This window comes from Cellulosilyticum lentocellum DSM 5427 (assembly GCF_000178835.2).
Lineage (GTDB): Bacteria > Bacillota > Clostridia > Lachnospirales > Cellulosilyticaceae > Cellulosilyticum > Cellulosilyticum lentocellum.
Genome location: NC_015275.1, coordinates 1368438 through 1382271 on the forward strand (window position 1 = coordinate 1368438; position 13834 = coordinate 1382271).

At 34.2% G+C, this 13834-nt stretch carries 9 protein-coding genes; 8 read left to right on the forward strand and 1 reads right to left on the reverse strand.

Features of this window, described 5'->3' with window-relative positions:
* Nucleotides 1-30 precede the first annotated feature (30 nt).
* The 5 genes from hcp (at nucleotide 31) to CLOLE_RS06215 (ending at nucleotide 6322) form a co-directional block, all read left to right on the forward strand.
* The gene (gene hcp / locus CLOLE_RS06195) at nucleotides 31-1953 is read left to right on the forward strand and encodes a hydroxylamine reductase (RefSeq protein WP_013656222.1); all 1923 of its coding nucleotides are present in this window, start codon (nucleotides 31-33) and stop codon (nucleotides 1951-1953) included.
* Nucleotides 1954-2195: 242 nt separating this feature from the next.
* The gene (locus CLOLE_RS06200; protein ID WP_013656223.1) at nucleotides 2196-2891 is read left to right on the forward strand and encodes a Crp/Fnr family transcriptional regulator; all 696 of its coding nucleotides are present in this window, start codon (nucleotides 2196-2198) and stop codon (nucleotides 2889-2891) included.
* A gap of 27 nt (nucleotides 2892-2918) precedes the next feature.
* A complete protein-coding gene (locus CLOLE_RS06205; protein ID WP_013656224.1) occupies nucleotides 2919-4151 on the forward strand; it encodes a M14 family zinc carboxypeptidase in 1233 nt (410 codons plus the stop codon).
* Between the two features lie 94 nt (nucleotides 4152-4245).
* The gene (locus CLOLE_RS06210) at nucleotides 4246-4569 is read left to right on the forward strand and encodes a rhodanese-like domain-containing protein (RefSeq protein ID WP_013656225.1); all 324 of its coding nucleotides are present in this window, start codon (nucleotides 4246-4248) and stop codon (nucleotides 4567-4569) included.
* Nucleotides 4570-4621: 52 nt separating this feature from the next.
* Nucleotides 4622-6322, forward strand: a complete 1701-nt coding sequence (locus CLOLE_RS06215; RefSeq protein WP_013656226.1) for an FAD-dependent oxidoreductase — start codon at nucleotides 4622-4624, stop codon at nucleotides 6320-6322.
* 151 nt (nucleotides 6323-6473) lie between these two features.
* Here CLOLE_RS06215 and CLOLE_RS06220 read toward each other — a convergent pair whose 3' ends face one another.
* Nucleotides 6474-7391, reverse strand: coding sequence for a copper amine oxidase N-terminal domain-containing protein (locus CLOLE_RS06220; protein ID WP_013656227.1), 918 nt, complete (start codon nucleotides 7389-7391; stop codon nucleotides 6474-6476).
* 440 nt (nucleotides 7392-7831) lie between these two features.
* Here CLOLE_RS06220 and CLOLE_RS06225 point away from each other — a divergent pair, with 440 nt between their 5' ends.
* From CLOLE_RS06225 to CLOLE_RS06235, 3 genes are all read left to right on the forward strand, one after another.
* Nucleotides 7832-10048 (forward strand): PTS transporter subunit IIABC, encoded by a 2217-nt coding sequence (locus tag CLOLE_RS06225; RefSeq protein ID WP_013656228.1) that lies wholly within the window; start codon nucleotides 7832-7834, stop codon nucleotides 10046-10048.
* 181 nt (nucleotides 10049-10229) lie between these two features.
* The gene (ppnP, locus tag CLOLE_RS06230; RefSeq protein ID WP_013656229.1) at nucleotides 10230-10550 is read left to right on the forward strand and encodes a pyrimidine/purine nucleoside phosphorylase; all 321 of its coding nucleotides are present in this window, start codon (nucleotides 10230-10232) and stop codon (nucleotides 10548-10550) included.
* Between the two features lie 293 nt (nucleotides 10551-10843).
* Nucleotides 10844-13633 (forward strand): calcium-translocating P-type ATPase, PMCA-type, encoded by a 2790-nt coding sequence (locus tag CLOLE_RS06235; RefSeq protein ID WP_013656230.1) that lies wholly within the window; start codon nucleotides 10844-10846, stop codon nucleotides 13631-13633.
* Nucleotides 13634-13834: the final 201 nt, after the last annotated feature.

The window sequence follows — 13834 nt, forward strand, 5'->3', positions numbered from 1 at the left end:
AAAATCCGTTAAAATAAAGGAGAGAGAAATATGAATAATCAAATGTATTGTATGCAATGTCAAGAGACAGCAGGAAACAAAGCATGTACAAAGGTAGGGGTATGTGGTAAAAGTGCAGAACTAGCTAATATGCAAGACTTACTCATCTATGTAACAAAAGGGATATCTGAAGTGACAACAAGATTACGTCAAGAAGGAAAAGAGGTAAGTAAAGACTTAAACCACTACATCACACTTAACTTATTTACAACGATTACAAATGCAAACTTTGATGATGAAGTATTTTATGCAAGAGTAAAAGAAACTTTAGCAAAGAAAAATGAATTAATGCAGCAGTTAACTAACAAAGATCATTTATCTGAAGCAGCTACTTGGGATATTGCCTTGGAAAACAAAACAGGCATTTTAGCTTCTCTTAAGAATTTAGTATCTGGAAACAAAGAAGCTAGTGAAGTTAATCAAATTTTAAAAGCAAAAGCTGAATCAGATGAAGTAGGTGTTTTAGCCACGGAAAATGAAGATATTCGTTCATTAAGAGAGTTAATTACTTATGGCTTAAAAGGCTTATCTGCTTATTCTAAACATGCTAATGCATTAGGTTATGATAATGAAGCAATCGATGCGTTTATGCAAGAAACATTAATGAAATTACTAGATGATTCATTAACAGCAGACGATCTTGTAGCTTTAACATTAGAAACAGGTAAAGTAGGTGTTGATGGAATGGCATTACTTGATACAGCCAATACATCAACTTACGGTAACCCAGAAATCACAAAAGTTAATATTGGTGTAGGTAAGAATCCTGGTATTTTAGTATCGGGTCATGACCTTGCAGATATCGAACAATTATTAATTCAAACAGAAGGTACTGGGGTAGATGTCTATACTCACTCTGAAATGTTGCCAGCACACTATTATCCACAGCTTAAGAAGTATAGCCACTTAGTAGGGAACTATGGAAATGCTTGGTGGAAACAAAAAGAAGAGTTTGAAGCCTTTAATGGACCTATCTTAATGACTACAAACTGTATTGTACCTCCAAAAGCATCTTATAAAGATAGAATGTTTACAACTGGTGCAGCTGGCTATGTAGGCTGTAAGCATATAGAAGGTGAAGCAGGTAGCCAAAAAGACTTTTCAGAAATCATTGCTTTAGCAAAAACATGCAAAGCGCCAACAGAAATTGAAACAGGAGAAATCATTGGTGGTTTTGCTCATGAACAAGTATTTGCATTAGCAGAGACAGTAGTAGAAGCTGTAAAATCTGGTGCTATTAAAAAGTTCGTAGTAATGGCAGGGTGTGATGGTAGAGCTTCTAAAAGAAATTACTATACAGATTTTGCAAAAGCACTTCCAAAAGATACAGTGATTTTAACAGCAGGCTGTGCAAAATACAAATATAATAAACTTGATTTAGGCGATATCGGAGGCATTCCAAGAGTATTAGATGCAGGACAATGTAACGATTCTTATTCTTTAGCTCTCATTGCACTTAAATTAAAAGAGGTATTTGGTTTAGCAGATATCAATGAATTACCAATCATCTATAACATTGCTTGGTATGAACAAAAAGCAGTTATTGTATTATTATCATTACTTTATCTTGGAGTAAAAGAAATTCACTTAGGACCAACACTTCCAGCTTTTCTTTCTCCAAATGTAGCTAAAGTATTAGTAGAAAACTTTGGTATTGGTGGTATTTCTACAGTAGAAGAAGATATGGAGATGTTCTTTGGTGAAGAAGCAAAAATGGCTGAGACTTCTCAAGGGATGATTACAAAAGACATGGTGATTGGCGATATCTTAAAAATTAATCCTGAAAATGCAAGGGTATTAATGGAAGCTGGTATGCACTGCCTTGGATGCCCATCTTCTCAGATGGAAACTTTAGAAGAAGCTTGTCAAGTACATGGTTTAGATGTAGAAGCATTAATAGAAAAATTACGTTAATATAAAAAGCTAGTCTTCGGCTTATAAAGGGCTGAGGACTAGCTTTTATTGATTTTTAGCATAATAAGAAAAAGGTGATTAAAGCGAGTAGGCAAGAAGCTTTGTAAGTATTAGAAAAATGTTATAGTTTAGGGAAAGTCTGGTAAAAAGTTCTTTTGAGAGTAATTTTAAAATAGATAGTGCAAGAAAAAGAAGAAAGTAATAAGATAGATTTATAATGAATTAAAGGAGAACGAGTCAAAATGATTAAGCGCTATGCAGAGTGTTTATTGCAATCAGCTCTATTTCGTCAAATCAAAGAAGAGGAGCTGGAAAAACTATTATCTTGTTTGGCATTTAAAATGGTAACCTATGAAGCAGAAGAATATCTCTTTCATGCAGGAGATGAAGTAGGTCATATAGGCATTGTTCTAGAAGGCTGCATAGAGATTATCAAGGAAAACATAGCAGGAGAGCGTCATATTATAGCTTTCTTAGAAGCTTCACATATGTTTGGTGAATCCGTCGTATGTACTTCTAAAAGAATTGCCCCTGTATCTACTAAAGCAAGAGAAAAAACAACTGTTATATTAATTCCATATAAATATGTGATTGAAAATTGTAGTAACGGATGTTCTTTTCACACACAACTCATTCATAATATGTTAAGGGTACTAGGGGACAAAAACGAAATGCTTAATATAAAAATGGAACTCCTACTATTAAAAGGGATGAGAGAAAAACTAGCCACTTATCTTTTAAAAGAAGCACAAAGGAGTGGCAAGCTGGCTTTTAATATTACACCTAATAGAGAGGCACTAGCTGAATTTCTTAATGTGTCACGTCCTTCTATGTGCAGAGAATTAGCTAGAATGAAGGAGGACAATTTAATTGATTTCTATAAAAATAGTTTTAAATTATTAGATATAGAAGCTCTTAAAAAGTGCCTTAATCATTAAATGTTATTGGCTATGTGAGGGATAGTAATGAGAAGAAAAAAGTATAGGTTATGGCAAAGTTGTATGGTAATGCTTTTATTAATACAATCACTAAAGGGGAATCCATTAGATTTAAAAGCCATTTATTCGGAACAAATTAGTACAGAAACGAATAAGGCACTAGAGCAAATAGCACAGGATTATGAAGAAATGACGGAGGTAATAACTATTGGATATTCTACAACTAAGCAAACTGAGATTAAAGCACTTAAATTAGGAAAAGGAGAAAAGAGTATTCTTATTAATGGGACGCATCATGGAAGAGAGGCTCTAACAACAGTGCTTATTTTAAATCAAATAAGCTATTTAGCAGAAGCGTACGTAGAGAAGCAAACAATCAATGGGCAAGATGTACGAACGGTGTTGAATACAGTATCTATTTGGTTTGTTCCCTTGGTGAACCCTGATGGTGCAACAATTGCTTTAAGTACTAGACCAGAATGGAAAGCGAATGGAAGAGGTGTAGATTTAAATCGTAATTATCCAACCCTCTATGCTACCATAGCCACTAAGCCTACACCGGGACCTAGCGGATATGCAGGGACAGAAGCTTTCTCTGAATTGGAAACACAAGCACTGAGAGATCTATGTAAAGTGCAAGAGTTCGAAGCAGCTATAGCTTATCATAGTGCTGGGGAAGTGATTTATTGGTGGTATCATCAGACAGGTGAGCTGTATAAACATTCTTTAGTAATAGGATGCATGCTTTCTCATGCAACACAGTATAGCTTAGTGCCTATTAGCCAATCAAGAGGAGGACGTGGATTTACAGATTGGTTTATTCAGAGTTTAAAGAAGCCTTCTTTTACCTTGGAAGTAGGAAAAAATGCAAATGGTAAAAGGCTTTCTTTAATGGAATACGACCAGATTTGGAAGGCTAATAAGGAGATACCATTTTTGTTAGCTAAAGAAATGATTAATTTAAACTCTCATGAGTGGCAAGTGACTATAAACGAAGTACAAATAAAAGGAAAAACTATTTTTGGTAGAGGGGTAGTACCTGTTAAGGCAATCTGCCAAGCACTGAATTTGAATTATAGCTATATGCCAGAAGAAAAACAAATTAGTTTAACAGATGGGAACAATATTCTAAGCTTTAAACAGGGTGAAAAAATAGCATTATATAATGAAGAACCATTAGAAATAGTTGTGCCAGCACATATTCAAGAAGGAGAAATGTATCTTCCTTTAAAAAACATCTTAGAGCTTTTTTCTATGTGAGTTAGTTACATACAAAAAGAATAGAAATTCTTATAATAAGAATAGAATAACCGAAAAGGTTAAAAATATCATTTGATTATGAGGAGGAGATTATATGTTTTCCATTTTTAATAGAAATAATAATAAAGAAACTATTTGGGCAGAAGATTTGGATGATATGTTAGATGATATCCATTTAATAGATATACGAGAAGGTTACGAACTGTTATCAGGTAAGGTAAAAACAGCTCAGCATATTCCAATGGGCAATTTATTAAGTACACCTGAACGCTATTTGAATCAAGATGAAAAGTATTATATTATGTGTCAATCCGGTATGAGAAGTATGAGAACAGTTAAAGCACTTCAAGAAAAAGGCTATAACGTAGTGAATGTAAAAGGTGGTATGGCTGCTTATAAAGGAAGAAATAGAATTTAGGTAGAGTTTTATAATAAATAACCTATTAGAATAAGAAAAGGAAGTGAATGTTATGGGTAAAAAAATAGTCATTGTAGGTGGTGTAGCAGGAGGAGCTTCAGCAGCAGCTAGACTCAGAAGACATAGTGAAAAAGATCAAATTATTATGTTTGAAAAGGGACCTCATGTATCATTTTCAAACTGTGCTTTACCTTATCATTTAAGCAGAACTGTCGAGCCAGCAGGTAAGCTGGTTTTAATGAATCCGGAAAAGTTTTTAAAGCAATATAATATTATAGCAAGGGTTAATGAAGAAGTTGTAGCTATCGATAGAACTAATAAGAAAGTTAAGGTTTATCAGCACTCAACAGGTAAAACTTATGAAGAAAGTTATGATAAATTGATTTTGTCACCAGGTGCTAAACCTATCGTTCCGCAGCTTGAAGGATTAGATACTATTCCTACTTTTACAGTAAGAAATGTAGCAGATATTATAAAACTCAGATCACATATAGAGCAAAATAAGGTCAAAACAATAACAGTTATTGGTGGTGGCTATATAGGTATTGAAGTAGCAGAAAATCTAAGAGAAGCAGGTTATGATATTACCTTAGTAGAAGGAGAAAAACAAATCTTACGCCCCTTTGATGAAGAGATGGTACAAGTTTTTCACAAGGTGCTTACGGACCATGGTGTTCAGCTTTTACTAGGTAGTCCTGTAAGTCACTTTGAAGCTAGAACAGTCATATTGGCTTCTGGAGAAAAGATACCAACAGAAATGGTAGTAATGGCAATAGGCGTTAGGCCTGAAAGTAAGTTAGCCCAGGAAGCTGGTTTAGAAATGAGTCCAACAGGTGCTATTGCAGTTAATGAGAGCTATCAAACCATAGATGATGATATTTATGCCATAGGAGATGCTATTGATGTCAATCATCTATTAACAGGTGAAAAAGCACGTTTAACTTTAGCAGGCCCTGCCCAAAAAGCAGCAAGAGCAGTAGCAGATAATATCAATGGCATAGAAATTAAAGCTAGCGCTTATATGGGGAGTTCAGCTATTAAGGTTTTTGAGTATAATGGAGCTTCTACAGGTCTAAATGAAAACATAATTAAAGCTCAAAAGTTAGGGCTTTATTATGATAAAGTTCACTTTATTTTAAATGATAAAGTAGGCATTATGCCAGATAGCAATCCACTTCACTTTAAACTTCTTTTTGAAGTGCCAACAGGTAGAATATTAGGTGCACAGGCTATTGGAAAAGGGGACGTAGATAAGCGAATTGATGTGATTGCCACAGCTATGAAGTTTAATGCCACAGTTTATGATTTAAAGGATTTAGAGCTTTGTTATGCACCACCTTTTGGAACAGCAAAAGATATTGTGAATTATGCAGGATATATTGCTAGTAATTTATTAGCAGGTGACTTTAAACAGGTAACAGTAGATCAAGTAAGACCACTGCTAGAGCAAAATCAAATCTTTATCGATGTGAGAGAAGTAGGTGAATACGAAAGAGGTCATCTTGAAAAAGCTAAAAATATACCACTGAGTGAACTAAGACAACGAACTCAAGAAATTCCTAAAGACAAGCCAGTTTATATTCATTGCCGTACAGGCCAAAGAAGCTACAATGCAGTATTAGCACTGCAAAACCTAGGTTATACTAATGTAGTTAATGTAACAGGGGGCTTTCTAGGACTAAGCTTTTATGAGTATTTTAAGGATCAAGTAGAGCAAAGAAAACCCATTATGACAGCTTATAATTTTAACTAAATAGAAATATAATATGATAAAAGAGTATTCATTTTATTCGGTTATTAAAGTATACAGGTAAAGGCTATTGGAGGCAGTAGAATTCTTATAGTGTTTAAATCATAATACCCCAAAAAAAGGAAGGATTCAGGTGAACTGAATCCTTCTTTTTTTACCAAATTTCCGTGTCATAACTTGTAAACCATGTAAACAACCCTTTTTTACTACCGGCATAAGTAAGATCTTTATCAGGCATATAATTCATCCAAGTACAAGCAAAACTTGTAATAAGTTTTTGTTTTGTATCAGTTGTTTCGTAGTGAGATAGATCGTAATATCCCCAAAATTTTGCTTCAGGATAAGTAGTTATTAATTCTAAAGCAAGCTGCCCCATATGACTTTGTAGTTGTTTTTTTACATATACGGCTGTATCTGGAGCTGTAAGTGTTAAGTTTTTTAAGTGTGCTATATCTTGTTCTGAAAGCTTGGCGGCTATTTCAAAATCACAAGGATAGTATTTAAGCTTATTTTCATTAACTGTGAGGCTGAAAGTGAGAGGAATGTCACCAGCTACAGTTTGGCAGATACCATATTTATTGGTTAAATCGTTTTGGATGATAAGCTTTGTTTCTTCAGTAAATTGAGGGCTTCCAGGTTGCACAGTTGTAGTAGGTGAGTTGATATCAATGACACCACTAGCATAATTGATATTGCAACCTAATCCTTCAGAAATAGCACGCAAGGGAACCATAGTAGTGCTATTAATTTGAATAGGTGCTAGGGTTAAGGTGATTTGTGTTTCTGAATTAGAAGCGAAGTCTAATTTAGTCATTTCTAAGGAACCCATGCTTAATTGTAAATTAGCTAGGTCACTATAAATGGTAATGGTATTAGTAGCAGAGGACCATTCCACGAAGGCTCCTAATTCTTCACTAATGACACGAAGAGGTACTAAGGTTGTACCATTTTGTGTGATAGGTGCTACTTTATTTAGAATTTCTTTTCCATTAACTTGAATTTTAATAGGAGTAGCCAAAGTGGTAGTTGCGGATAATAAGGTAGTTATAAAAAATACCCCTAATTTTTTCATAATGATAGTCTCCTTTAGCTTAATAAGATAACAGGTCTTATGTAGTTAACCTTAAGTTAAATCAAGGTAAAAATATTATACAATATAGGAAAAGTAAAAACAAATAATGAAGGGTTTCGTCTTTTAAATGTAATATTTCACATGTTTATTAATAAAAAATAGACTTTTAAAAAAGTAAGTTTGCAATAGAAGAAACAAGCAGGTAAAGTGAAAAAATAAGCAATATTACTAAATAAAAAATAAAAATCAAATAATATTATATGTAAATAACATACTAAAATATAAAACAAACAATGTATAAATTGCACTATATAATGTTTAAATAGATAAAAATAGTTGACATAATCGAAGCTAATGATAAAATTAATAGGTAAAAATAAAAATAAGCATGTGCAAAGTGACCATGAAAACGGTTACTTAGCAAAAGTAAGGAGACAAACATGAAAAATAAAGGTATAAGTAAAGTTTTTGGCCTTTTACAACGTGTAGGTAAGGCATTCATGTTACCGATTGCACTTTTACCAGCAGCAGGGATCTTACTTGGTGTAGGTGGTGCGTTACTTAACGTAGCATCTCTTGAAAATCCACCAGCTATTTATCAAGGTCTTATTAGCTTTGTTAATATAGAGGCTGTAACAGCTATATTAACAGTTATGCAAAAAGTAGGTGGAGCAGTATTTGACAATTTACCATTGTTATTTGCGATTGGTATTGCTGTAGGATTAGCTAAGTCAGATAAAGGAACAGCTGGTCTTGCAGGAGCTGTTGGTTTCTTAATTATGAATACAGCTGTTTCAACTATGTTATCTTTAGGGGTAACACCATTAGGTGTGTTAACTCCAGACAATATACCAGCAGAGTATAGCTCATATGTAACAACAACACTTGGTATATTTACACTTAATCTTTCTGTATTTGGTGGTATGATTGCAGGTATTATTGCATCGACGCTACATAACAAATATCATAAGATTCAATTACCACAAGTTCTAGGCTTCTTTGGTGGTTCTAGATTTGTTCCAATTGTAACTTCAGTAGTTATGTTATTCGTTGGTGTACTTTTATCATTTGTATGGCCAGTCGTTCAAAATGGTATTGCAGTTATTGCAGATCTTGTTAATAATTCAGGTGCCATGGGAACATTCTTATATGGAACAATTGAACGAAGCCTTATTCCAGTAGGTCTTCATCATGTATTCTATACACCATTCTGGTATACAGGATTCGTGGAAGGTACAGTGCATCTTGTAGACGGTACAACAATGTTAGTTAATGGTGCAAACACAGCATACTTTGCACAACTTTCTAATATGTCAGGTCTAGTAGGTGCAGATGCAGCAACTATGGCTGAAGTTGTAAAAGGTACTTCACGCTTCATGGCTGGTAAATTCCCATTCATGATGTTCGGTCTTAGTGGTGCTGCTTTAGCGATGTACAAAAATGCCCTTCCTTCTAAGAAAAAATTAGTGGGTGGTTTACTTTTATCAGGTGCATTAACAGCAATGATTACAGGGATTACAGAACCTCTTGAGTTCACTTTCTTATTCGTAGCACCAGTATTATATGCAGCTCATGCTGTTTTAGCAGGTTTATCATTCATGTTAATGGATATCTTTAATGTATTTGTGGGTATGACTTTCTCTGGTGGTCTTATTGACTTTACACTATTTGGCCTTCTTCCAGCAGGAGCAGGTGTACCAACCAACTGGATATACATTGTATTAGTAGGTCTTGTATTCTTTGTTCTTTACTATGTAGTATTTAACTTCTGTATTAAGAAATTTAATCTTAAAACACCTGGTCGTGAAGAAGATGAAGAAGATGGGAATGCAGCATCAGGAGATCAAAAAGGACTTGCTCTTGCGATTCAAGTACTTGAACACTTAGGTGGCAAGGAAAATATTACAAACTTAGATGCATGTATCACACGTCTTCGTGTAGGTCTTAGTGACATTAAGAAGGTAAATAAAGCAGCGCTTAGAAGTTTAGGTGCGGCAGGTGTCATGGAAGTTGGAGACAATGTTCAAGTTATCTTTGGTGGAAAATCAGATGTTATCAAAAATGATATTCTAGATATTATTGAAGGTAAAGTAAGTGCTGAAGCACTTGCAGCAGCAAAAGAAGCTATAGCTACTAAAGAAGATGAAAAAGTAGAAATAAAAGCAGAAGTAAAAGAAAAAACACAAGGAACTAGTGCTTCAGTGGAAATTAAAATGCCATTAACAGGGCGTTTAATGCCTATTACAGAAGTACCGGATCCAGTATTTGCAGAAAAAATGATGGGCGATGGTTTTGCCATTGAACCAACAGATGGAAAAGTTTACTCACCAGTGAGTGGTAAAGTGACAAACGTATTTCCAACAAAACATGCAGCTACTTTTGAGACAGAAACAGGTCATGAAGTACTTATTCACTTTGGATTAGATACTGTAAAATTAGGCGGTGAAGGCTTCGAGTCTCATATCGAACAAGGGCAAGAAGTAAAGGCTGGTGACTTGATTTTAACAGTAGATCTTGAAAAAGTTAAGGCAAAAGTACCATCTGTTATTACACCAATTGTTTTCCCAAATCTTAAAGAGAATGAAATAGTTGAGATTGTAAAAATAGGTGATGTAGAAGCAGGTGCCAAAGAAGCTGTTGTAATTAAACAAATATAGAATCAAGTACAAAAAGAGCTGTTATGCATAAAGCGTAGCAGCTTTTTTTGTAGCTGTAAAAAGGCTTAAAGTCATGGATAAAGAAACTACCTATAATTGAGTAAGCAAAATATTAGATTGAAAAAATGATAATAATAATTTAGAATAGCCTTATTATTTTAAATAACTAAGGAGATTCAAGATGAGCCAATTTGAAAATACAACTATTATTAAGAAAGCAAATGTTTATTTCAAAGGGAAAGTGACAAGCCATACCGTTATTTTATCCAATGGAGAGAGAAAGACATTAGGTATAATGCTTCCAGGTAACTACACTTTTTCTACAGGTGATAAAGAAATCATGGAGGTTTTAGGTGGCTCTATGGATGTGAAATTACCAAATAGTGATTGTTTTGTTACCTATGGAGAAGGTACTAGCTTTGAAGTTGAGAAAAATAGTAGTTTTGATCTTATTATTAAAGAAGTAAGCGACTATTGTTGTTCTTATGTAAAAGAAAGCTGAGATAACGAATATTTGAATATAAATAGACAAATAATAAAAAGTTGTTGCGAATGAATTTGACTAATGCTATAATAAAGGAAATTTATAGCGTATTCCATAAGGGAGTAGTCGGCACTGAACGTGTGATTAAATCAACATCATGAATTTTATTCTGGTTTAATCTTGAATGGCGAGACTTATATACTTCAAAAAGTGTATAAGTCTCGCCATTTTCATTATAACTTTATAAGAATAAGCTATAAGTATAGAAGTATCTAAAAATTCAATGGATTAAAAGGAGTGAGCACAAACAAATGAAATACTTCAATGAAACATCAGAAAGAGTATTAGAAGAGCTCAAGGTAGACTCGGAGCATGGGCTTGCCAGTGGGGAAGCCAGAGCGCGCCAAGAAAAATATGGCAAAAATGAATTTACTCCAGGGGAAGAAGAAACACTATGGGATAATATTAAAGATAGTTTGACAGAACCTATGATTATTATCTTGCTTGTAGCAGCTGCTATAAGTGCCCTTGTAGGAGAATTTGCAGATACTATTGGTATCGTAGTGGCTGTAGCTTTGGGTATTACAATTGGTATTGTAACAGAAGGTAAATCTAAAAAAGCAGCTAAAGCGCTTTCTAAACTAACTGAAGACATTCAAGTAAAAGTAGTTAGAGATGGTAAAGTCACTACTATTTTAAAATCAGATATTGTACCAGGTGACATTGTTCATATTACAACAGGGGACATGATTCCAGCTGATGGGCGTATGATTGAAAATGTTAACTTAAAAGTAAGAGAAGATATGTTAACAGGTGAAGCCGACGATGTTAGTAAAAAAGCAGACCTTGTAGTAGAACTTGAAAGTATTCAAAATAATAAAGGTGAAACCATTATTCAAGATCCAGTGCCAGCTAAACAAAGAAACATGGTATTTGGTGGTACTTTCGTAGCACAAGGTACAGGGAGCTTTGTTGTAACATCTATTGGTGATGATACTGAGATGGGACGTATTGCACAAAACCTTAATGAAGATGCAGGTGAAACACCTCTTCAAATTAAACTTGGTCATTTAGGGACTACGATTTCTAAGGTGTCAAGTGCAATTGCTGGCCTACTCTTCATCTTCATGACTGTAAGAATGATTATGGATGGTTCAGTACAACCTGATACTTCAAGCATTACCGGTTTCTTAAGCTCAGTAGATGGTATTAAAACAGCCTTCATTGTATGTATTGCCCTTATTGTAGCAGCTGTACCAGAAGGTTTACCAACGATGATTAATATGACACTTGCTATTACTATGCAAAAGATGGCTAAGATTAATGCATTAGTAACTAAGAAAGAAGCTTGTGAAACAATAGGTTCTATTTCTGTTATTTGTTCAGATAAAACAGGTACACTTACACAAAACCGAATGACAGTAGAAACAGTGTATGTGGGTGGTTCTTATGTAACAGAGCCTCCAAAAGGAACACCATGTTTATTTGACCTTAACTGCTTATTAAATGGAACAGCTGATATTGAGCAAGATGGTAAAGAGTTTAAATACTTAGGTAGTGCTACAGAGTGTGCGCTTCTTTTATATTATCGTGATAGAGACTACCGTGAAGAAAGAAAAAATGCACATATTCACTCACAAATACCTTTTGATTCTAAGCTTAAACGTATGTCTACTGTTATTAAGCATGAAGGTAAAAGTGCAGTACTTGTAAAAGGTGCACCTGAAGTACTTCTTGAGTCTTGTGCTTTTGTTCAAGAAGGGACAGAAATTGTACCACTTACAGAAGAAAAGAAAAAAGTATTATTAGCTGGTATTGAAAAACTACAAGTAAAAGCTATGCGTGCACTTGGTTTTGCTTTTAAATATTTAACAGAGGAAGAAGTAAGCAGAGCTATTGCAGAAGACGGTACCATTAATGAACCAAAATTATTAGAAGAGCAGTTAGTATTCAATGCCTTTGTAGGTATTCGTGATCCACTTAGAGAGGATGTTATTGAGGCTGTTAAAACAGCAGCTAAAGCAGGCATTACAACTAAAATGCTTACAGGTGATAACATCAATACAGCAAAAGCTATTGGTGCAGAGCTTGGTCTTTTAGAAGGTGGCAAAATTGCTGTTGAATCTTCTTATATTGATACTTTAACAGATGAAGAATTACGTGAAGAAATTAAAAACATTAATATCGTAGCACGTTCTAAACCAGATACCAAAATGAGAATTGTAACAGCACTTCAAGAAAATGGAGAAGTTGTTGGTGTGACAGGTGATGGTATTAATGATGCACCAGCGCTTCATAAAGCAGACGTAGGTATTGCTATGGGTATTGCTGGTACTGAAGTAAGTAAAAATGCTGCAGATATTATTTTAACAGATGATAGCTTTAGTACGATTGTAAGAGGAATACAATGGGGACGTGGTATTTATGAAAACTTCCAACGTTTCATTCAATTCCAGCTTACAGTTAACGTTGTTGCATTCCTAATTGCAGTTATATCTCAAATATTGGATCAACCAATGCCATTTACAACAATTCAACTTTTATGGGTAAATATTATCATGGATGGACCTCCTGCATTAGCATTAGGACTAGAGCCAGTAAGACGTTCTGTTCTTAGCAGAAAACCAGTTAACAGAAATAGTAGTATTATTACCAAGACCATGCTTAAGTCGATTATTACTAATGCAGTCATCATCTCTGCTATTATCTTAGTTCAAATGATCTTTAATCCATTAGGAGCAGATACAACAGTAATGCCTAATGGTGCATCTGAAATGGAAACAGTATTATTTGGTCTTTTTGCATTCTTTGCATTGTTTAATGCTTTTAACTGTAGAGAAATTGGTTCAGGAAGTATTATACCTCATTTCTTTGCAAATACAATTGCATTAAAAGTAATTAGTATTACAGCAGTAGCACAATTAATCTTCACACAAGTATTTACAGATTTCTTTAATGCTGTACCACTAAGTGCTGTAATGTGGGGCAAGGTTATTTTAACAGCAGCACTTATAGTAGTAATCAATGAAATTGGTAAAGCTGTGATTAGGGCTTTCTCTTCAAATAAAAAAGAGAAAGAAGTAGCTAAAGTAAACGCATAAAAGAATTAATAAAAGAACTAATGAAAGAAAAGTGCTAGTGTAACCAATAGGGTTCCTAGCACTTTTTGTCTTTTATTTTCGTATAAAAAAGACAAAAAGGGATATCCTCTAGATGAGGTGAAAAAGGATGATTGTAGTGCAATGGGACTTAAACAAAGTATCAAAGGAATGGTTAGAAGCTAGAGGGTGGAAGTATATTAA